At 58.9% G+C, this 20,141-nt stretch carries 21 protein-coding genes and 1 tRNA gene; 13 read left to right on the top strand and 9 right to left on the bottom strand.

Annotated features, from left to right (window positions below; all coding sequences use genetic code 11):
• Positions 1–22 precede the first annotated feature (22 nt).
• The 5 genes from ACXHXG_RS06030 to ACXHXG_RS06010 all read left to right on the top strand — a co-directional run bounded on the left by ACXHXG_RS06030 (position 23) and on the right by ACXHXG_RS06010 (position 4,726).
• Positions 23–412, top strand: a complete 390-nt coding sequence (locus ACXHXG_RS06030) for a RidA family protein (protein ID WP_104821676.1) — start codon at positions 23–25, stop codon at positions 410–412.
• Between the two features lie 87 nt (positions 413–499).
• Positions 500–1,363 carry a MurR/RpiR family transcriptional regulator gene (locus tag ACXHXG_RS06025; RefSeq protein ID WP_104821677.1) on the top strand — a complete coding sequence of 288 codons (864 nt, stop codon included), beginning with the start codon at positions 500–502 and terminating at the stop codon, positions 1,361–1,363.
• Positions 1,364–1,542: 179 nt separating this feature from the next.
• Positions 1,543–2,319, top strand: a complete 777-nt coding sequence (locus ACXHXG_RS06020) for an SDR family oxidoreductase (RefSeq protein WP_457898725.1) — start codon at positions 1,543–1,545, stop codon at positions 2,317–2,319.
• A 27-nt stretch (positions 2,320–2,346) separates the two neighbouring features.
• Positions 2,347–4,266 (top strand): beta-N-acetylhexosaminidase, encoded by a 1,920-nt coding sequence (locus tag ACXHXG_RS06015; protein WP_457898724.1) that lies wholly within the window; start codon positions 2,347–2,349, stop codon positions 4,264–4,266.
• Positions 4,267–4,411: 145 nt separating this feature from the next.
• Positions 4,412–4,726 carry a hypothetical protein gene (locus ACXHXG_RS06010; RefSeq protein ID WP_283048610.1) on the top strand — a complete coding sequence of 105 codons (315 nt, stop codon included), beginning with the start codon at positions 4,412–4,414 and terminating at the stop codon, positions 4,724–4,726.
• An 87-nt stretch (positions 4,727–4,813) separates the two neighbouring features.
• Here ACXHXG_RS06010 and ACXHXG_RS06005 read toward each other — a convergent pair whose 3' ends face one another.
• The 3 genes from ACXHXG_RS06005 to ACXHXG_RS05995 form a co-directional block, all read right to left on the bottom strand.
• The gene (locus ACXHXG_RS06005) at positions 4,814–6,958 is read right to left on the bottom strand and encodes an AAA family ATPase (protein WP_457898723.1); all 2,145 of its coding nucleotides are present in this window, start codon (positions 6,956–6,958) and stop codon (positions 4,814–4,816) included.
• A gap of 289 nt (positions 6,959–7,247) precedes the next feature.
• Positions 7,248–7,332: transfer RNA gene (locus ACXHXG_RS06000), tRNA-Leu, on the bottom strand.
• 92 nt (positions 7,333–7,424) lie between these two features.
• On the bottom strand, positions 7,425–8,846 hold the full coding sequence (locus ACXHXG_RS05995; protein WP_457898830.1) for a phosphomannomutase: 1,422 nt from the start codon (positions 8,844–8,846) through the stop codon (positions 7,425–7,427).
• Positions 8,847–9,033: 187 nt separating this feature from the next.
• Between ACXHXG_RS05995 and ACXHXG_RS05990 the strand changes: the two genes are divergently transcribed.
• On the top strand, positions 9,034–9,459 hold the full coding sequence (locus ACXHXG_RS05990; RefSeq protein ID WP_104821683.1) for a BA14K family protein: 426 nt from the start codon (positions 9,034–9,036) through the stop codon (positions 9,457–9,459).
• A 161-nt stretch (positions 9,460–9,620) separates the two neighbouring features.
• Positions 9,621–9,758, top strand: a complete 138-nt coding sequence (locus ACXHXG_RS05985; protein WP_199773510.1) for a hypothetical protein — start codon at positions 9,621–9,623, stop codon at positions 9,756–9,758.
• 96 nt (positions 9,759–9,854) lie between these two features.
• Here ACXHXG_RS05985 and ACXHXG_RS05980 read toward each other — a convergent pair whose 3' ends face one another.
• Positions 9,855–10,148 carry an Rdx family protein gene (locus ACXHXG_RS05980; protein ID WP_028750867.1) on the bottom strand — a complete coding sequence of 98 codons (294 nt, stop codon included), beginning with the start codon at positions 10,146–10,148 and terminating at the stop codon, positions 9,855–9,857.
• A 121-nt stretch (positions 10,149–10,269) separates the two neighbouring features.
• Between ACXHXG_RS05980 and ACXHXG_RS05975 the strand changes: the two genes are divergently transcribed.
• Positions 10,270–10,998: a type 1 glutamine amidotransferase gene (locus ACXHXG_RS05975; protein ID WP_457898722.1), complete on the top strand. Its 729-nt coding sequence runs from the start codon at positions 10,270–10,272 to the stop codon at positions 10,996–10,998.
• Between the two features lie 23 nt (positions 10,999–11,021).
• On the opposite strand, the gene ACXHXG_RS05970 is transcribed toward ACXHXG_RS05975, so the two are convergent.
• Positions 11,022–11,846 carry a DUF2066 domain-containing protein gene (locus ACXHXG_RS05970; RefSeq protein WP_457898721.1) on the bottom strand — a complete coding sequence of 275 codons (825 nt, stop codon included), beginning with the start codon at positions 11,844–11,846 and terminating at the stop codon, positions 11,022–11,024.
• Between the two features lie 143 nt (positions 11,847–11,989).
• Between ACXHXG_RS05970 and ACXHXG_RS05965 the strand changes: the two genes are divergently transcribed.
• On the top strand, positions 11,990–12,451 hold the full coding sequence (locus ACXHXG_RS05965) for a GFA family protein (RefSeq protein ID WP_457898720.1): 462 nt from the start codon (positions 11,990–11,992) through the stop codon (positions 12,449–12,451).
• Positions 12,452–12,455: 4 nt separating this feature from the next.
• Here ACXHXG_RS05965 and ACXHXG_RS05960 read toward each other — a convergent pair whose 3' ends face one another.
• Positions 12,456–13,511, bottom strand: coding sequence for a DUF4238 domain-containing protein (locus ACXHXG_RS05960; protein WP_457898719.1), 1,056 nt, complete (start codon positions 13,509–13,511; stop codon positions 12,456–12,458).
• A gap of 121 nt (positions 13,512–13,632) precedes the next feature.
• Positions 13,633–15,465 carry a translation elongation factor 4 gene (gene lepA / locus ACXHXG_RS05955; RefSeq protein ID WP_104824951.1) on the bottom strand — a complete coding sequence of 611 codons (1,833 nt, stop codon included), beginning with the start codon at positions 15,463–15,465 and terminating at the stop codon, positions 13,633–13,635.
• Between the two features lie 176 nt (positions 15,466–15,641).
• Here lepA and ACXHXG_RS05950 point away from each other — a divergent pair, with 176 nt between their 5' ends.
• Positions 15,642–16,211, top strand: a complete 570-nt coding sequence (locus tag ACXHXG_RS05950) for a helix-turn-helix domain-containing protein (RefSeq protein WP_283051420.1) — start codon at positions 15,642–15,644, stop codon at positions 16,209–16,211.
• Between the two features lie 17 nt (positions 16,212–16,228).
• Positions 16,229–16,750, top strand: coding sequence for a GNAT family N-acetyltransferase (locus tag ACXHXG_RS05945; protein ID WP_104821687.1), 522 nt, complete (start codon positions 16,229–16,231; stop codon positions 16,748–16,750).
• A 15-nt stretch (positions 16,751–16,765) separates the two neighbouring features.
• Here the strand turns inward: ACXHXG_RS05945 and ACXHXG_RS05940 are convergent, their stop codons facing one another.
• On the bottom strand, positions 16,766–17,374 hold the full coding sequence (locus ACXHXG_RS05940; RefSeq protein ID WP_457898718.1) for an HAD family hydrolase: 609 nt from the start codon (positions 17,372–17,374) through the stop codon (positions 16,766–16,768).
• Positions 17,375–17,526: 152 nt separating this feature from the next.
• Between ACXHXG_RS05940 and ACXHXG_RS05935 the strand changes: the two genes are divergently transcribed.
• The gene (locus ACXHXG_RS05935) at positions 17,527–18,552 is read left to right on the top strand and encodes a histone deacetylase family protein (protein WP_457898717.1); all 1,026 of its coding nucleotides are present in this window, start codon (positions 17,527–17,529) and stop codon (positions 18,550–18,552) included.
• 97 nt (positions 18,553–18,649) lie between these two features.
• Positions 18,650–19,564 carry an EamA family transporter gene (locus ACXHXG_RS05930; RefSeq protein WP_104821689.1) on the top strand — a complete coding sequence of 305 codons (915 nt, stop codon included), beginning with the start codon at positions 18,650–18,652 and terminating at the stop codon, positions 19,562–19,564.
• A 2-nt stretch (positions 19,565–19,566) separates the two neighbouring features.
• Here the strand turns inward: ACXHXG_RS05930 and ACXHXG_RS05925 are convergent, their stop codons facing one another.
• Positions 19,567–20,034 carry a group III truncated hemoglobin gene (locus tag ACXHXG_RS05925; RefSeq protein ID WP_457898716.1) on the bottom strand — a complete coding sequence of 156 codons (468 nt, stop codon included), beginning with the start codon at positions 20,032–20,034 and terminating at the stop codon, positions 19,567–19,569.
• Positions 20,035–20,141: the final 107 nt, after the last annotated feature.

The following is a 20,141-nucleotide window of genomic DNA, read 5'->3' as shown; positions in this document are numbered from 1 at the left end:
GAAAATAATTTGCAGGATTGAAATGACCATCAAGCGTTATGGCGCTGTCCAGACGGGTGCGGGCGGCAAGCCGCTGCCTTTCGCGCGCGCTGTCGAAGCCAATGGCTGGCTCCATGTCTCCGGCCAGGTTGCCATGGAAGATGGTGAGATCATCGATGGCGGCATCGTCGCCCAGACTCATAAGGCGATCGGCAACCTCATCGCCATTCTCCATGAAGCCGGCTATGACCTCGAGCATGTCGTCCGCGTCGGCGTGTGGCTCGATGATCCCCGTGATTTCTGGAGCTTCAACAAGATCTACCAGGACTACTTCGGCGCGCATCCGCCGGCGCGCGCCTGCGTGCAGTCGTCGATGATGGTGGATTGCAAGGTGGAGATCGACTGCATCGCCTACAAGGCGCCGGAAGCGTGAGGTAGGAAGACTGTCAGGGGCTGCATGATCTTGGAAGGGCGCATAGCGGCTTTTGGATAGGATTGTGCATTAAAATGGGGGACGTCTGTGGATATTTTCACGACCATGCAGGAGGAAAGAGGGCGGTTGTCGCAGTCGGAAAACCGCATTGCCGACATCGTCCTCAACGATTTCGAATTTGCGGTCAACGCCTCCATTATCGAGCTTGCCGGCAAGGCGGATGTTTCGCCGCCGACCGTGACGCGCTTCTGCCGTCGGCTCGGCTGCGAGAGCTTTTCCGATTTCAAGGTGCAGCTTGCCCGCACCGCCTATGTCGGCATGCGCTACATCAAGCCGGAGCCGAAGAGCATCGCGCCGGCGGATGTCGCGCAGGACATCATCACCAAGGCGCAGAATGCGCTGTTCCTGCTGCATCGCGGGCTGGATATCCCCGCCATCGAGCAGGCCTCCAACAGGCTTGCCGGCGCCGAGATGATCTACGCCTTCGGCTCCGGCGGCAATTCCTCGATGATCGCCAGCGAGCTGCAGAACAGGCTGTTCCGCCTCGGCCTGCGCGTCACCGCCAGTTCCGATCACAGCATGCAGTTGATGATGGCCGCCGCCGCCAAGCCGACGGACGTGCTGATCGGTTCGTCGCTGTCGGGCCGCAATGCCGAGCTGGTGCGGGCCTTTATGCTCGCCCGCGAAGCCAAGGTGCCGACGATTGCGTTGACGCAGAGCCACAGTCCGGTGGCGCTTGCCGCTGACATCACCGTGCCGGTCGATTTGCCCGAGGGCAACAATATCTATCGCCCGACATCGACGCGCATCGCCTATCTTGCGGTCGTGGACATCCTCGCCAGCCTTGTCGCCTACCGCATCCAGCCGCAAGCGACGGTAACGCTGCGCCGCATCAAGCAGCAGCTCGTCACTCATCGCGACGGCGACGACCGCCAGCTTCTCGGGGACTAAAGCAATTCTAATGCATGTCGCGCAAAAGTGTGCGGCGGTTTTGCGAAAACGCCATGCAAAAACAAGGAGCTAAAGCGTGGGAGCGAATCTGAAAGATCGCCACGAGCTTTAGGAAAAGTGCGTGAGCCGCTTTCCGTCCGGAATTGCGAAAGAACAGAAACGCAGCAGGGGAGAGATGCATGACCCGATCCGTCGCCATCGTTACCGGAGCTGCCGGCGATATCGGCCGCGCCATTGCCCGGCGTCTCGCGGATGATCACGATATCGTCCTGCTGGTCGATATCGATGCCTCTGCCGTTCGAAAGGCTGCGGAGGAGCTGGGGCCGGCGGAACGCTTCGTCGCCCTGAAAACCGATGTCACCGGCGAGGCCGACCTTGCCGAAATGGCAAAGGCCGCCGCGGGACTGGGTATGGTCAAGACCCTGGTCAACAATGCGGGTGCGGCCCGCGCCGTCAGCCTGCATGATACGACGCCGGATATCTGGCGCGCCGACAATGCCCTTAATCTCGAAGCCGCCTTCCTCTGTTTCCGTGCCGTCGAGGATATGCTGAAGGCGTCAAAGGGATCGCTGATCAACATCGCCTCGGTCAACGGCATGGCCGTCTTCGGCCATCCCGCCTATAGCGCCGCCAAGGCTGGTTTGTTGCATTTCACCCGGTTGGTCGCGGTTGAATACGGCAAGTTCGGCATCCGCGCCAATGCGGTCGCGCCGGGCACGGTGCGCACGCAGGCCTGGGAGGCGCGTGCGGCGGCCAATCCCAATGTCTTCGAAGAGGCCCGTCGCTGGTATCCGCTGCAGCGCGTCGTCGATCCGGCCGATGTCGCCAATGCCGTTGCCTTTCTCGCCGGCCCGCTTGCCAGCGCCATCACCGGCGTCTGCCTGCCGGTCGATTGCGGCCTGACGGCGGGGCAGGCCGAGCTGGCGCATACATTTTCACAGTCCGATCATTATTGAACGCTTGTCGTTAAGGAGAGAATAGATATGCAGCCGGCTTCCTATCATCTCGAAAACACCTGGTCCTCCGATGGCGGACCGAACGGCCGCCTGACCTTTACGCTGATCAATCTCTCGGATGCGCCGCTCACCGGTTTCCGCCTTGTCTATACCTCGCTGACGCGCGTCATCGATCCCAAGGCTTGCGACAATGCCGTCTTCCTGCGCCGCAACGCCAATTTCCATGAATTCGCCCCGCCTGCCGGCCTCTCCCTGGCATCGGGCGAAAGCTGGACCTTCAGCGTCAGTGGCCTGAACCGGACAGCGAAACATTGCACCGATGGCGCCAAATCCGCCTATCTGACACTGTCCGACGGCAGCCATGTGCCGGTGTCCGTCACCGATCTCCTGCTTGAAGGTCGCGTCAGCGAGCCGCCGCCGGTGCTGCTGCCGGAAGGCAAGCTCGATCTTCCCTTCGCCATCCAGCCTTGGCCAGCGGCGATCGATGCCAAGCCGGGCGAAAGCTTTCCGGTCGTGCTCTATCCCGTCAAGGGAACCGATGCTGCCAGCCTGAAGGCAGTTGCGACGGCGCTGGCGCTCTTCCAGCGCCTGTTTCCGGCCAATCACGCACCATTCAGCCTCATCGCCGCGCCGCAGGGCAGGCCCTTGCGCTTCGTCGAGCGGCCGGCTCTCGCCAAGGAAGCTTATCAGCTCACTTTCTCGGCCGAAGAGATCACGCTTGCCTATAGCAATGAGGCCGGCCGCCTTTATGCTTTGACGACCTTGGCGCAGCTTCTGGACGGCGCGCGGCGCGAACCCGGCAAATTCCGCTTTCCGATCACCGGCACGATCTCCGACCAGCCGCGTTACGGCTGGCGCGGCTGCCATCTCGATGTCTCCCGGCAATTCCACCCGAAGGAGAATGTGAAGCGGCTGATCGATATCCTCGCCTGGCTGAAGCTCAACATCTTCCATTGGCATTTGACCGACGACGAGGCTTGGCGACTGGAGATCAAGGCCTATCCGCAGCTCACCTCGACCGGCGTGCTGCGCGGCCCCGACGAACCCCTGCTGCCGCAGCTCGGCAATGGCGCCGAGCCAGTGGACGGCTTCTATTCGCATGAGGATGTCAGGGAGATCGTCGCCCATGCCCTGGCGCTCGGCGTCGAGGTCGTGCCGGAAATCGATATTCCCGGCCACAGCACAGCCGCCCTCATCGCCCTGCCGGATCTGGCCGACGGGCAGGAAGCGCCGGAGAGCTATCATTCCGTCCAGGGCTATCCCAACAATGCGCTTAACCCTGCCGTGGAGCCGACCTATGAGTTCCTCGGGAAAGTGTTCGATGAAATGGTCGAGCTGTTTCCCTCCGAATATATCCACATCGGCGGCGACGAAGTGGCCAACGGCTCGTGGCTCGCCTCGCCACTCGCCCGCAAGCTGATGGAGCGGGAAGGCATATCCGGCACCTTCGCGCTGCAATCCTATTTCCTGAAGCGGGTGAAGGCGATGCTGACCGCACGCGGCCGCAAGCTCGCCGGCTGGAACGAAGTCGCCCACGGCGGCGGCGTCGGCACGGAAGGTACGCTGCTGATGGCCTGGGAGAAACCGGAGGTCGGTATCGAGCTTGCGCGCGAAGGCTATGATGTGGTGATGACCCCCGGCCAGGCCTATTACCTCGACATGGTGCAGGCGGAAGCCTGGCAGGAGCCGGGCGCGAGCTGGGCCGGCACGGTACCCCCAGCGCATACCTACGCCTATGAGGCGGAAGGTGAGTTTCCCGAGGAGCTGAAGGATCGGATGAAGGGCGTGCAGGCCTGCATCTGGCTCGAAAACTTCCTCTCCCGCGCCTATTTCAACCGCCTCGTCTTCCCCCGGCTGCCGGCCATCGCCGAAGCCGCCTGGACGCCGAAGGCGGGCAAGAATTGGGAGCGCTTCGCCGCGATCGTGCGGCTCAGTCCGGCCCTATAGGCAGATGTCCAGGGTCGTGATTGCCGCAGCCGTGATTGCCTGCATTGCCGGCAGCGCATGGCTATGTCACGAAACTGATAGAATAGATGCAGGATAATGTGGTTCCTTTCGATAGCGACGTCTGTCACCTAGAAGAGGAAACCCCATGAAGAAGATCATTTTGCTCGTGGCATTGGCGCTATCCGCCTCAAGCGCAATGGCAATGTCCCGCTATGACTCCCATCGCATGACGTGTTCGGCTCTTCACGACAAAATTGCCCGAGAGGGCGAAATCGTCCTGCGATACCCTTCGCACAGCGTCAACAATCTGATGATGTACGATCGATACGTCTCAAACTCCGCCGCCTGCGTCAACCGCGGCACCATGTCGAGCGCCTCGGTGCCGACCTCGGACAATCCGAGCTGCAAGGTTCAGCGCTGTGTCTCGACGACGGGGAAGGGGCATAATCGGAGTCGGTGAGGGATTCGGCCAATCAATGTCGGATCCATAGGCAGGGCGACAGCTGACGAATTGGTGATCGATCGAAATTTTTGGAGACATCCGCGATCAATCGGAGCGTTCTACAACTCGGAGTATTTGTGCTGCCGTTTCCCCATTAAGTTCGACACCAATAATCTTCATCGCAATTGTCAGAAACTCTGCAGACTCCTCTGCCATAATCTTGTCTTTTGCTGTGGGATTCTGGCCATTGTGAATCCGAGCACCTCGTTCGATCCACTCGTGAAATGCGGTATCATCTCCGGCAAAAGAGATTGCTTTGTCGGTGTCCTTTTTGATGGCGCCAGCATCTTGCCCTGGTACCAAATAGTAAGACTCCAATGCGCCCTTTTCCAAAACGAACACCCCTTGTCCCGCTTGTTCATTACGAAAGCGCGAGAACGCAGACAGTTCGTCGATGGTTAGCTTGGAAAGATCGATTTTGGTATTGCGAGCTTTGAGGTAATCCAAGACGCCTTGCAGCGTGTCCTTGTCGTTGGTGGCCATCGCCGTCTCTAACGCGCTCACGAGTTTGAGCCGATCGAGCGAGTGGGTTTTTAGCAAGTTCTGGCACGTCTTGTTTTCTTGATAGAACTTTTTGAAGACACCTCTAATCTCGTCGTCACCGACACTCATCACATAGTCTTGGTCGGCAACGATGTAGGACTCGATCTCGAACAAATCCAAGAAGGCTCGATATTTCGAGAAATTCGAGCTCCCTAGAACCTCCATAACTTCAATGATCTCGCCAACCCCGAATATCTCCAGCAGCAAGTTTATCAGCTTTTGCCAAATGACAAAGTCGCTCTGCCCTTCAACAAGCACCGCCTTTTGCGTGAAGAAAATTCGCTCGTTCTGCTGTGCGTTCAGTAGCTTGACCGCTTCCGACAATTTCCCACGGTCGGCTCCACTGTGATGTGAGCTACTCAACGCGCTGGATTGATTCTTGCGATAGATTCGCCGGACATGCGGTAAAGTTTTCTCATCAAGAAAGCTTGCCGAATGGGTCGACATCACAAACTGGCAATTATACTTCTTTTGGGTCCGCAGAAAGAACCGCAAGAGCAGTTTCTGCCACCGGGGGTGCAGATTCAATTCGGGCTCATCGATAATAATGAGAGAATTTCGAATACTATCGATCGACAATCCGAATATGAAGTTGAGTAGTTGCCTTTCACCCGAACTAGCTTGAAGCACTGAGAAGAAGCCTTCCTCTTGAGGTCGGGCAATAACAATCTGAAAATGATTCGCAAATTGGTTGAGGGGCAAAAGCTGCCATTTAAAGCCAAATACGGCGAGGTCATCACTAAGTGAATTGATCAACGGCGAATTTTCGAATTTTTGGAGAGCAAATTGTGTGCCACCGACATAAATGTTTTGCAGGTACTCGGCGCCTATAACAAACGTTGAAACCTGTGAAAGAAGCTGCGAGGTCCCGCGACTATTAAAGACAAAGTTCTGCATCTCTGTTTGGTAGGTGCGAGCAATGTCATTGATATTTGCACCGCCCGACAGGTTTATGGACAGATCAGTTGGCTCACGCGAGGGGGCGTAGAGAATGTAAGGCAGTGTAAACGGCTGGTGCTCGCCCGTTAGCGTTTTGCGTAAATCAGAGTCCGTCAGATATCGCAGATACGCGTCATAAAGGGGTCGGTCATTTCCCTCTATTGGTCTATCGGCATCATCGACGGGAACGAGCTGAAATGAGTAACGATTCCGCCTTTCTATCGAGATTTTATACCGAAATCTTTGCCCTGGGGACAAGTTATGGGCGTCGGGATCGATGACACTATTGTCAAACTCGCTGACCATCTCGTCTTTGTCTAAATGCTGATTTCCCTCCCAAGAGATCATGCTGCGAAATTTCTCAAGCAGCCGGTCTTTGTTGCGCCAGTGATCCCGTAGACCTTTGATATCCTCGGCAGTGACCTCGAATTCAATCCATACGTAGGATGGCTTGTCGGACTCCGCCCAATGCGGTTCGGGTGCATTTTCGGAGAAGTTTTGAAGTTGCAAGACTTGTCGGTTGTTGTGAAGTGATGAAGCAAAAGATCGATAAAATCTGCTGTTCAGTACCCACGACAGCGTATTCATCAAATTGCTTTTGCCGCCGCCATTCGGACCAATGAAAAGATTCATTTCGGCGCTGAAATCGATCTCAGTTCGATTCCGGAAACTCTTTATGTTCTGAAGAATAAGCTTACTGAGGCGCATTGACGTCTTTCAGAAAACGGAGCGTTATTCCAGCAAGTATGTTCACGCTCCCGATTCGCACAAGTCTCACATCTTTGGTGTCCATTCATTTCGACCAAAACTGCGGCTCTTGGGCCATGGCCGTTGCGGCACAATGTCGATTCTGCGTCTAATCGGTGGGTATCAACGATTTTTCCGGATGCCAAAAAATGGACTAGAGAGTACTCAAACACCAGATACGAAAAAACCCCGGAAACCGGGGCCTTTTAGGGTCATTCCGCACATCGGCGAACAACAAAATACGGAAACTTGGTGCCCAGAAGAGGACTCGAACCTCCACGCCTCGCGGCACAGGTACCTGAAACCTGCGCGTCTACCAATTCCGCCATCTGGGCGACGGACACGCATGTAAGGGGGTGGCTGTCCAGTGTCAACAGGGTTTTTGAAGTTTTCGTGGCAATCTTGAAAAAAGCAGTTGAAGCCCGGGTTAACCCCGGGCCGCCGCCCAGGCGCGGATGAGGCCAAGTCCCTGTTCCAGCAAGGCCTTTGCCTCGTTTTCATCTGCCGCTTCGACATAGCAGCGCATCTCCGGCGCATTGCCGGAGGGGCGGAAATGGATGATTCGGCCGTCGGCCAGCGTCACCCGCAGCCCGTCTATATCGCTCTTTGACGCGACGCCGGCGACCGGCGCCAGGAAGTCGGCGAGATTGGCGTCGGAGGCGCGCAGATAGGCCATCAGCGCCCCGCTGGTTTCGACCGGGAAATTCTCCAGTCGGTCGGCGGCGGCAAACGGCAGGCGGTAGTTGGCAGCAACGGCCGACAGCGATTGTTTTGCGCGCGCGGCGGCGTAAAGCGTCGCGAGGATCGGCAGGAAGCTGTCGCGCGTCGGCAGGGCGCGGATCGTCTGTCCCTCGATGATGAAGCGGCTTGCCGTCAGCGTGCCGCCATTGGCCTCGAAGCCCATGACATTGGCCTTGCCGGCCGCCAGCGCCTCATCCATGCCGGCGATGACATAGGGCGAGCCGACGCGGGTGCGGGTGACGGCGTAGGAGCCGGCGGCCTCGATGCCGGAATTGGAGGTGACCGGCGTCACCACGACTTCCGCGCCGAGGAAATTCGCGGCAATCAGGCCGAGCAGGTCGCCGCGCAGCGGCTCGCCGGTTTCATCGGAGACAAGCGGCCGGTCGCCATCGCCATCGGCGGAGACGATCGCATCCAGCCCATGCTCCGGCGCCCAGCCCTTCAACAGGCGGATGGTTTCGGCCGAGACCGCTTCGGTATCGACCGGGATGAAGCTTTCGGAGCGGCCGAGCGGCACGACGCGCGCGCCGTAATGGGCCAGCACCAGGCCGAGCAGATCGCGCGCCACGGTGCTGTGCTGATAGACGCCGATGGTGAGGCCGGCGAGGCTGTCGGCGGGCAGCAGGGCGACATTGCGCTCGAAGAACAGCGCCTCGGCTTCCGCCTTCCGGTCGTCGCAAGTGCCGGGCGTCTCATCCAGCTCGGCGTCGCCGATCGCGGCTGCTTCGGCGCTGATTGCCAGCTCGTCCTGCTTGTCGATCTCGCCGTCGGGGCGGTAGAATTTGATGCCGTTGCGGTCGGCCGGAATATGCGAGCCGGTGATCATCAGCGAGGCGGCCTTGAGCTCCAGCCCGTAGAGCGCCAGCGCCGGGGTCGGCACCGTGCCGCAATCGACTGGCGTGAGGCCGGCGCGTTTCAGCGCGCCGATGCAGGTGGCCGAGATCGCCGGGCTGGACTCGCGAAAATCGCGGCCGACCAGGATGAGATCGCCGGGCTGCGCATGGCCGCTCTTCAACAGGTGGCGGGCATAGGCCGTAGCGTAAAGGGCAGACGCCCGTCCCATGAGATCGACGGACAGGCCGCGAAGGCCGCTGGTTCCAAATTTCAAGCTGCTCACGTGCAATCTCCTCGGAATGTTGCGCCTCTTATGGAACAAGCGGGGGAAAGGATCAACCGATCGATCGCGGCCGATAGCCGCCTTCGCGCCCCTGGTTTTGCCTTGAGGGAAGCCCCAAATATAGAGCGAGCCGCGGGAAAAGATGCTGGGTCGCCAAGACCAGCAACAGGAGTCTGCCATGACTGTTTTCGGCAAGATCGCGTTCGGCTGCGCCGTCAGCCTCGTTTTGTTGTCGCCACCGGATCTCGCCAATGCGGCCTCGAACAGCCCGAAGCTCGGCCTGCCTCCCCCGAGGGTTGGGCCCACTGTTTGCGACGCTCGCGGCTGTTTCGGTTTCGGCTCGCAGCAATGGTACCGCCCGCCCGGCTATCCCATTCCCTATACGCCGCGGAGCCTCGATAGGAGGTCGCGCTTTGACAATCCCCGCATCTATATCCAGCCGCGCAATCCTGTTCCGCCGAGAACCAACTACCCGGCGCCGGTCAACAATCGCACGCGGCATCAGATATGGTGCTCCGAACATTATCGGACCTACAATCCCGGCACCAATCTCTACACCACCCTTCACCACGGCTTTCAGACCTGCCGCTCCCCCTATTATTGAGTGAGCGGGAGCGCCTCTGGCGCCGGTTTCAGCACAGAGCACATCCATTCGCCTTGTCTATATGAGGAAGCGAAAATAAATCGCTTGATTTTCTCGCGACTTGGGCAGTCCCTATAATGTCGCCGCTTCCACAGGGTCGCGGGCGAAGCAAGGAGCCCAAAATGGCAAAGGGTCAATTGAGAAGTACCCGCGAAGCGCGGAAACCCAAGAAGGGCAAGATCGTCGCTGTAAAGCAGCAGCCTGGTTCTCAGGTCAGGCAGGCTGCCAGCACGATCAGCCTCGGCAGGAAAGATAAGTGACGGAGCGAAGACGCGCCGCAGGCCGCGCCTTCTCGATATGTCAGTCGGCGGAATATCGGCCGGCGCGCCGCGGAGGTGCGCCGGAGAATGGGGTAGTCAGCTCTCCAGCGATCCGCGGTCGGTATGGCCGAGATCGCGATCGGGATCGATGATATCGCGCACCCGCTGCTTCAGCTCCTTCGGGCCGGGGAAGCCGCCGTCGCGCTTGCGCTCCCACAGCAGCTCGCCATCGATACGGATTTCGAAATTGCCGCCCGTGCCAGGGATCAGCGCCACTTCGCCCACGCTGTCGCTGAAAGTTTGCAGCAGTTCCTGCGCCATCCAACCGGCGCGCAGCAGCCAGTTGCATTGCGTACAATAGAGAATGGTGATCCGGGGCTTGTCGGTCATCGGCGGTTTCCTTGTTGTTTGCTGATATTTAGGCTCAACTTTAATCGGCCGCAAGCTGGCCTCTTGCGTCGTCGGCCCTCCCATGTTCATTTTGCCCGAATTGTATTCGGGGGTCATGGGAATGCGGGTCGCCATCGTCGAAAACATGAAAAACACGCCGCTCGGCGCCCTCGGCATCGCGCTGGAAGAAGCGGGAGCGGAGATCGAATGGTTCCGTGCGTGGGATGGCGAGCGGCTTCCGAGCGATGTAGCGGCGCATGATGCGCTGGTAGTGCTCGGCGGCGAGCAGAATGCCCGCGACGACGACACCCACCCCTATCTGCCGGAGCTCGCAAGGCTCATGCGTCGGTTCGAGGAGGCCGACAAGGCCGCGCTCGGCATCTGCCTCGGCAGCCAGATTCTGGCCCGCGCCTACGAGGCGGAAAATCTTCTCGGTGCCGCCCATGAATTCGGCTGGAAAACCGTCGGCGTCACCGAGGAAGGCAAGGCCGATCCGCTGCTATCTGCTCTCGGCGATGATTTCACCATTTTCCAATGGCACTCCGACACGTTTTCGCTGCCGACCGGCGCCGTTCGCCTCGCCACCAACGCGGTGACCAGCAACCAAGCCTTCCGCATCGGCCGCGCAACCTACGGCACGCAGTTCCATTTCGAGGCCAATACCGCCGTCGTCGAAGGCTGGCGGACGGAGTTCAAGGCGACGATCGAGCGCAACGAACCCGGCTGGCTGGAGCGCTATCCCGAGATCGCCGCAAAGAATGCACCGGCGGCTGAGATCGCCGGGCTGACGATCGCCCGGGCGTGGGTGAGGACGATTGGTGCTGAGGCGAAGCTGCAGGCGGCGTCTTAGAGCGGTTCAATCGGCTAGCCCATCTATTGCGGCTCTCCATTGCCGGAGGCGATCTGTGCCGCCCCGCCTATAGCGTTGCGAAATGCGTCATCGAAGCTGACGCCGCGGATTCGCCAGTGATGGATTTTTCGACTTTCCATCATCGACCAATCGGCGACCCAGCCGAGATCCTTGTCGCTCCAGACAAGCGAACCCGCCAAGGCGACATCGCCGCCGATGGTCTTGGCCAAGGCATCGAGTTCCTGCTGTGCCGTCCCCGCCAAACCGGTTGTGGTGAGGCCCCGGCTGACCAGCATTGCCTTGTTGGGCACAATGATTGCCATGGCAAACGGTCTGGCGGCCGCTTCGAAAGCGTCGATCATGTAAGGGCTTTCGTCACCGTCGCGGGTCAGCGTGAAAGTGCGTTGCGCATCGCGTACGACCAAGAAAATCGCGAGTTTCGGGCGCGGTGACAGCCACGGCTTGTGCCCGAGCGTGGACAGCAATTGATCGATGGTATCGGGCATGTAGATGCAAGTGAGGTCCTGCGGCCGGTCGTGGGTGCCTTGCTCGTCATGGATCGGGATACCTTCCAGGCGATCGCGATAGCTGTAGGTCGCGACGAAGGAGCCGGCACGCGGCAGCATCGCTTGAAAGGCATTCTCCGTCGTCACACGCTGATCGCCGCTGACCCTGACCAGCACGCGACCCAGGCAATCCTTGAAGCCGAGTTCGCGATTGATGGCGCCAGTGCCGGTAACGATTGCCTGCGCTCGGTAAAGCCGGCTCTGATCATCGGCGTGAGCGACGGCTGCCTCGTTGATGACTGCGAGCGCGAAGGCGATGGCAATCGATCGTGATTTCAACATCGGGACATCTCCGAACGCTGCCATGGTGTCGTGAAAACAAGCGGCAGGCAATGTCAGATTATGACGGCTGAGCGACGTTGACGATGGCTTTGACAACGGCGTCAAGGCCACTAGATTTCATAGAAACCGGAGGAGGCGAGATCATGACCCAGCCAGAATTACCCTGGAAAGGCGGATGCCGTTGCGGGGCGGTGCGATTGAAGATCAGCGCCAAGCCACTCCTGACCATGGCCTGCCATTGCACCGGCTGTCAGCGCATGTCCTCCAGCGCCTATTCGTTGAGCGTCGCCATTCCGAGCGAAGGTTTCGAAGTCACCCAAGGCGAACCCGTTATCGGCGGCATGCACGACGAAAACCTGAAGCACTATTTCTGCCCCTACTGCATGACTTGGATGTTCACGCGCCTGGAAGGGTTCGACTGGTTCGTCAACCTGCGCCCGACCATGCTCGACGACCCCAGTTGGTTCACGCCTTTCGTCGAGACCTGGACCAGCGAGAAATTGCCCTGGGTGACGACACCGGCAAAGCACAGCTATCCGGCGCTGCCGGAGATGAACGAGTATGAGGGGCTCATCAAGGAGTATGGGGAGAGAATCAACACCTAAAATCTTAGCGTGACATATGTCTACGAATGAGCCCTGCACCCGACTTCGTGTCAATATAGCGAGCCGGACGCCGAAACTTAATGGCCGACGGCCAGGATGAAGGGACCAGCGGAATCTGGTGTAGGTGTATTAGCGCTCTCTGCGCTTCCTTTCGTTCTTCTGCTGTGTAAACCGCTCTATAACTGGTCAAGCCGTCTTGAGAACGTTGTGGATCTTCTATTGCATAGTGAATTTCATGCCATTTTGATGGGCGCTTGTCTTTTATCTCACAAAGCTCCGCTAATAATTCATCTCTTTCCTGCCAGGTAGAAAAGTATATATTCTTTTGCGCTTTAATTATTTGAAGCTGATTTAAAGCCTTAACATCAGAATACTTTTTTAATCGCAAAGTATATTTAAGTTTGTCTGGTAGTGTATAGATACCGCCGTCGTAAAAAGAAATGGAATATATGGGATTTATTGGCAAAAATAATATGCAACCAGAATTATTTAAACCTGCGGCGCCAAGGTCTCCCGTGGATTTTGGAAACCTATTTGTGACGATGGCGGGGTCATCGCTTGTAATGAAATTGGTTCTTGTTTCATTTTTGATGATGACGAATTTTAGATCGTCGATGGAATGCTTGGTGCTATCAAAAAGCTCAAGAAGAATTGAAACTTCTTCAGCATCTTTCGGGCGACTGTCGCTATCAAACTCATAAATGAGATCAGCCATTTCCGAATGTGCAATCTGCATTCTTTTGGCCGCGTAGTCTGTTCGCAGATATTGGAGGTAGGTAAATTGACGAAGGAATTCGATTTCTTCTGATCTAAGAATTTCTTCTTTGACGATTGAAGCAGCAATACGCGAGTAATCACCCTCGATATTCTGAAGTGATTTCTCGATGACTAAATCCTTTCCATAGAAAAAGGACTTCTCACATTGATTTTTTATCGGCGCATTGCGAATCGATAATTCACGATTGATGTTGAGGAGGTTGATGCATCGCAAGCTTATCTCGGATGAAAAGTTCTTGAGATAACAACGAGGCACATAATGTTGAGATCGATGCTCGCTCATCCATATCCCGAAAAGCAAAGAATAATAAAATACACCTTATAGATGTATTTTATTATTGCAATACTTTAGGTTGATTTAATCGCACAGAGGGAGCAGGGCATCTAACCGCTTCAGATATCCCTCACTCATCCCCCATCTTCAGCGCTGCAATAAACGCTTCCTGCGGGATTTCGACCTTGCCGAACTGCCGCATGCGCTTCTTGCCTTCCTTCTGCTTGTCGAGCAGCTTGCGCTTGCGGGTGGCGTCGCCACCGTAGCACTTGGCGGTCACGTCCTTGCGCAGCGCCTTCACCGTCTCGCGGGCGATGATGCGCCCGCCGATCGCGGCCTGGATCGGGATCTGGAACATGTGCTGCGGGATCAGGTCCTTCAGCTTCTCGCACATGACGCGGCCGCGCTTTTCGGCGGCGGAGCGGTGCACGAGCATCGAGAGCGCATCCACCGGCTCGGCATTGACGAGGATCGACATCTTGACGAGATCGCTCTCGCGATAATCGGTCAGGCTGTAGTCGAAGGAGGCATAGCCCTTGGAGATCGACTTCAGGCGATCGTAGAAGTCGAAGACGACTTCGTTGAGCGGCAGATCGTAGGTGATCATGGCGCGGTTGCCGACATAGGTCAGCTCGGTCTGGATGCCGCGGCGGTCCTGACAGAGTTTCAGGATCGAGCCGAGATAATCGTCCGGCGTCAGGATCGTCGCCTTGATCCACGGCTCGCGGAATTCGGAAATCTTGACGACGTCGGGCATATCGGCCGGGTTGTGCAGCTCGATCTCGGTGCCGTCAGTCATGGTGAGCTGATAGACGACGGAAGGTGCCGTCGCGATCAGATCGAGATTGAATTCGCGCTCCAGGCGCTCCTGGATGATTTCCAGATGCAGCAGGCCGAGGAAGCCGCAGCGGAAGCCGAAGCCGAGAGCGGCAGAAGATTCCATTTCAAAGGAGAAGCTGGCGTCGTTGAGGCGCAGCTTGCCCATGGCCGAGCGCAGGTCCTCGAAATCGGCGGCATCGACGGGGAAGAGACCGCAGAACACGACAGGCTGCGCCGGCTTGAAGCCAGGCAGCGGCGCAGCGGTCGGGCGCTTGTCCTCGGTGATGGTATCGCCGACGCGGGTGTCGGCCACTTCCTTGATCGATGCGGTGATGAAGCCGATCTCGCCGGGGCCGAGGCTGTCGACGGCGACCATCTTCGGCGTCAGCACGCCGACGCGCTCGATCTGGTATTTCGCATCCGTGCCCATCATGCGGATGGTCTGGCCCTTGGTCAGCGTGCCGTCTATGATGCGCACGAGAACCATGACGCCGAGATAGGTGTCGTACCAGCTATCGACCAGCAGCGCCTTCAGCGGCGCCTTTTCGCCCCCCGCACTCTTCGGCGCCGGCAGCTTGTGCACGATGGCTTCGAGAACGTCGGGAATGCCGAGGCCGGTCTTGGCAGAGATCAGCACGGCGTCGGAGGCGTCAATGCCGATCACTTCCTCGATCTGTTCCTTGATGCGGTCCGGTTCGGCCGCCGGTAGGTCGATCTTGTTGAGGACGGTGACGAGTTCGTGGTTGTTGTCGATCGCCTGATAGACGTTGGCGAGCGTCTGCGCTTCGACGCCTTGGCTGGCATCGACCACCAGCAGCGAGCCTTCGCAGGCCGACAGCGAGCGGGAGACTTCATAGGCGAAGTCGACGTGTCCGGGCGTGTCGATCAGGTTGAGAATATAGGTCTCGCCATTGTTCGCCTTGTAGTGCAGGCGCACGGTCTGGGCCTTGATGGTGATGCCGCGCTCGCGCTCGATCTCCATATTGTCCAGCACCTGCTCCGACATCTCGCGTTCGGCGAGGCCGCCCGTCGTCTGGATCAGGCGGTCGGCCAGCGTCGATTTGCCGTGGTCGATATGGGCCACGATCGAGAAGTTGCGGATATGCGAAAGCGGAGTGGTGGAATTGGTGCTCATGCGCGCCATATAGCAGCGCCGCCCCGCGCCGCAAAGCGGAAAAGCGGGGTTTTGGCGGCTATATTCGCATGAAGGCAGGCTTTTCGGGCGCTCCATTTATCAAGATCATTATCGCGCTTGATTCCATTATGTGATCGTGCATTTCTCTTATATTGGAATTGCGAGGCGGATGGTGCGAGCAAATGATGGATGACGATTTGGAGCTGGCGATCGGGGCTCGCATCAAGCAGTTGCGCATTGCCCGCGGTTTGACGCTGGACGAGCTGGCGAATGCCTCCGCCGTCAGCCGCGCCATGATTTCGCGCATCGAGCGGGCCGAGGCGAGCCCGACGGCATCCTTGTTGTCGAGGCTCTGCGCAGCCCTCGGCCTGTCGCTCTCGGCCTTCTTCGCCGCGGACGATAAGGATGTGTCGCCATTGGCCCGCCGCGACCAGCAAGCGGTCTGGCGAGATCCGGAAACCGGCTATGTCAGACGCGCCGTCTCGCCACCGGGGACGGAATCGAAGGTGGATGTTGTTGAAGTCGTCTTCCCTGCCGGCGCACGCGTCAGTTTTCCTCCGAATGCCGCGAGCCTTGCCATGACACAACATGTCTGGCTGTTCGAAGGCGAGATGGAAGTGACCCATCGCGATGTCACGCATCGCCTCATGCCCGGAGATTGCCTCTTCATGGGCGTCGGCGACGGTCATGCCTTTCATAATCCCGGCGAGGGTCCGGCGCGCTATTGCGTCATCCTCGATCGCGGCCGCTCATAATCATCAAGGACCTTTTCATGCCCGATATTCGTCTTCTTTCCGCCGCCGAAGCCCGCGCCGTCGCTCCTGATCTCTGCGACGTGCTCGCCGATTGCGTCAATGGCGGCGCATCGGTCGGCTTCATGCAGCCGTATAAGCCAGCCGACGCCATGCCCTATTGGCAAGGCGTCGCCGACAGCGTCGAGAGCGGCGCTACGCTGCTCTTGGTAGCCGAGATCGAGGGCAAAGTTGTGGGTACCGTGCAGGTAGGCGCGGCGCAGATGCCGAACCAGCCGCATCGCGGCGATCTCAAGAAATTGCTGGTGCATCGCTCTGCGCGTGGCAAGGGGCTGGCGCGGCTGCTGATGGCGGCGGCTGAGCGTGAAGCGGCCAAGCGCGGCAAGACCCTGCTGGTGCTTGATACCGCAACCGGCAGCGAAGCCGAAGCCATCTATCCCCGCCTCGGCTGGCAGCGGGTCGGGGTCATCCCCGATTACGCCATGTGGCCGGAAGGTGGGCTCTGCGATACGACGCTGTTCTATAAGCGGATCGCCGCCTGAACTCGGTTGGCATAGTCACTGTGAAAATGCGGCAAGCGCGTCATTCAGCGTCGAAGTCGGCGTCCAGTGCATGGCCTTCCAGCCGAATTGCCGCGCGGCCTCTATGTTGGCGGGATAATCGTCGATGAAGGCGATCTCATCGGCGTCGATGCCGACGCGCTCGGTCGCCAGCCGAAAGAATTCGGGCGCGGGCTTCTGGTAGCCGAGCATGGCGGAATAGAAGATGCCGTCGAAATAGGAGGATAGGTCAAGCTTTTCCATCAGATAGGCGGCGCGGCGATGCTCCTGGTTGGTCGCCAGGTACATCGGGATGCCCTTGGCCCGCAGCGCCGCGAGGTCGCCAAGCAAGGCTTGGTCGAGGCGGGAGTCGTTCTCGAACCAGTAGTCGATCAGCGTTGAGGCGCTCAGCCCCGGCGCGATCCTCTCCAGAACGCTGGCGAGCCGGGGTTCCAGATTGTCGCGGCCGGTAACGACGTCGCCCCAATGGTCTCTCCTGAAGAATTCTTCCTGAAGCACCTCACGCTTGAGACCGAGATCGCGTTCCAGATAGGTGCAGTAGTGCAGGCCATCGCCGGGTCGCCCATGCACCAGCACACCGTCGACATCGACCATCAGAACTTTCATGCGGCGCGAATCTCCCAGTGGAATGAAAGGCATGCGGAAGGTGGCGTTGTCTCTGCCGGCGATCAAGAGCGCATGCGGCTCTTTTTTCCGTCCTGCAATCCGTGTAAGCCTCTGCATTCCCCAGGGAATTTAGCCGGCGTCAGGAGGCTGCCATGCGCGTCATCTATTCGGAAGATCACAAGCTGAGGGACGCCAAGACAGAACTGCATGATGGGCAGCTTGTGACGCCTTTCGAAGCGCCGTTCCGTGCCGAATGGATATTGGCCGCCGTGAAGGAGGCCGGTTTTGCGGACATCGTCGCGCCGGAAGCGCATGGGTTGGAGACGGCGCGCAAGGTTCACGATCCCGCCTATCTCGATTTTCTGGGCGTGGTCTGGGAGCGCTGGGTTGCGGCCGGTTACAAGGGTGAGGCGATCGCCAATTCCTTTCCCGTGCGGCGCACCAGCCAGCGCGTGCCGGAAAACATTGTCGGCATGATCGGCCATTATGCCAACGCCGCCGACACCTCGATCACCAAGGGCTCCTATGAAGCGGCGCTCGCATCGATGCGCTGCGCATTGACGGGTGCCGATTGGCTCCATGCCGGCAATCGCTATGCCTTCGCCCTCTGCCGCCCGCCCGGCCACCACGCCGGATACGATCTCTTCGGGGGTTATTGCTTCATCAACAATGCCGCCGTCGCCGCGCAGCGGCTGCGCGACCACGGCACGAAGAAAGTGGCCGTGCTCGATGTCGATTTCCATCATGGCAACGGCACGCAGGATATCTTCTATCGGCGCGGCGATGTCTTCACCGCTTCGCTGCATGGTGATCCCATCCATGCCTTCCCCTATTTCTTGGGTCATGTCGACGAGAAGGGCGAAGGCGAAGGGTTGGGGGCGAACCGCAATTATCCGATGCCGCGCGGCACGTCCTGGGAAGAATGGTCGGCGGCACTTGCCGAGGCTCTCGCCCGCATCAAGAATTTCGGCGCGGAGGCGATCGTGCTCTCGCTCGGCGTCGATACGTTCGAGCGCGATCCCATCTCCTTTTTCAAGCTGACGTCGCAGGATTTCATTCGCATGGGCGAGCGCGTTGCCGGCGCCGGCCTGCCGGTTCTCGTCTGCATGGAGGGCGGTTATGGCGTGCCCAAGATCGGCCTGAACGTCGCCAACGTCCTCATGGGCCTCGAAGCCTGAGACGGGCCTGGATCAACGCGCGTGATCGCAGGATGAAAAGTTTGAATTTGTCAGTCCAGGGCCAGATCTCTAAAAAACCCGCATAAGAGGAGAGGTCATGGACCAGCAGCTTATCGAAAGTGGCACGGATGGCGGCGCGGCGCTGATGCCGCATCCGGATGTTGCGCCATCCTCCGGCGGCATTGCCGCCGGCGTGCTGATGTGCGTCCTGTCCATGTGCAGCATCCAATTCGGCTCGGCATTGTCGTCTCCGATCATCAATACCTATGGACCCGTCGGCGCGACGTGGCTGCGGCTCGTCTTCGCGTCTGCCGCACTGGCGATCATCGTCCGTCCGAAGATCATGAGCTACAGCCGCTCGCAATGGATCAGCGTGCTGGCACTTGGTTCCGTATCGGCGTTGATGACGGCTTCCTTCTTCTCGGCGATTGCGCACATTCCGCTGGGTCTTGCGGTCGCGATAGACTTCCTCGGACCTCTGCTTGTCGCGACCCTCGGCTTCGGGTTGAGCCGTCAGCTTCTCTGGCCCGTCTTCGCCGGCGTCGGCGTTCTGCTATTGGCCTATGACGGTGAGGAATGGGTGGGCAATCTGCCGGGCATCCTTTTTGCCTGCGGCGCGGGCGTGGGCTGGGCCTGCTATATCCTGTTGACGAAGAAGGTCGGCAACGCCTTCCAGGGTCTCGAAGGGCTTTCCATGTCACTGCTGGTCGCGGCGGTCGTTTCAACACCTTTCGGCTTTGCCTCCGCCGCCCCGCATCTGACAGCCTCTGGCCTCCTCGAAATCGCCGGCCTGGCACTGCTCGTTCCGCTGCTCCCCTATGTGCTGGAAATGGTCGCGCTGCGGCGCATGCCGACCTCGTCCTTTGGCATCCTCATGAGCCTGGAACCCGCCATTGCTGCTGTTGCCGGCTTTATTATCCTGTCGCAGCCGATGACGCCGTCGCAAATGTTCGGCACGGCGCTCGTCGTGGCCGCCAGCATCGGCGCAACGATTTTCGCGACGAAGGGCTGAGCTTAGACAGTCTTCCTCGCCGGATCGTCCAATGCCGGATTATAGAAGAGCGAGAGCGTCAGGCTCTTGGCGATGCGTTCGGCCGTCGCCATGAACCAGGCCCGAGCTTCATCCGAGGGCGCGATATCCGCAAGCGTTTCCGAAAAAAGCGCCAGCCATTCTGGAAAGAGGTCCGGCGCGATGCCTTCGACGCCGAGATGAGCCTGCACCGGCTTGCCGCCATAGGCGCCGTTTTTGAACGCAACCGACGACCAGAAGCGTTTCATCTTCTCCATATGGTCCGGCCACCGACCGGCAAGACGACCGTCAAAAACCGGACCGAGCCGGGGATGCGCCTGAATGCGTCCGTAGAAAGTATCGACAAGCCGGTCGATGAAGGCGGCATCGATGCCGATGCGCGTCATCTCGGCTTCGGCCTTCTCGCGGATGCCGGCCAGGTGAGCGGCGCGACCCTGTATGTCACTGTTCATGTGATGCTCCTGCCGCCGCTCAGCATTTTGCGCAATACGGCGTTTGTCGGCCCTCTATCTATGCATTTTCATGGCGCAACCAAGATGTCATGCCGCCGTTGCGGCAA

The sequence above is a fragment of the Rhizobium sp. LEGMi-198b genome (genome assembly GCF_054114205.1).
The sequence above is the reverse complement of the archived record's forward strand: the minus strand, read 5'-3'. Positions and strand labels throughout refer to the sequence as shown.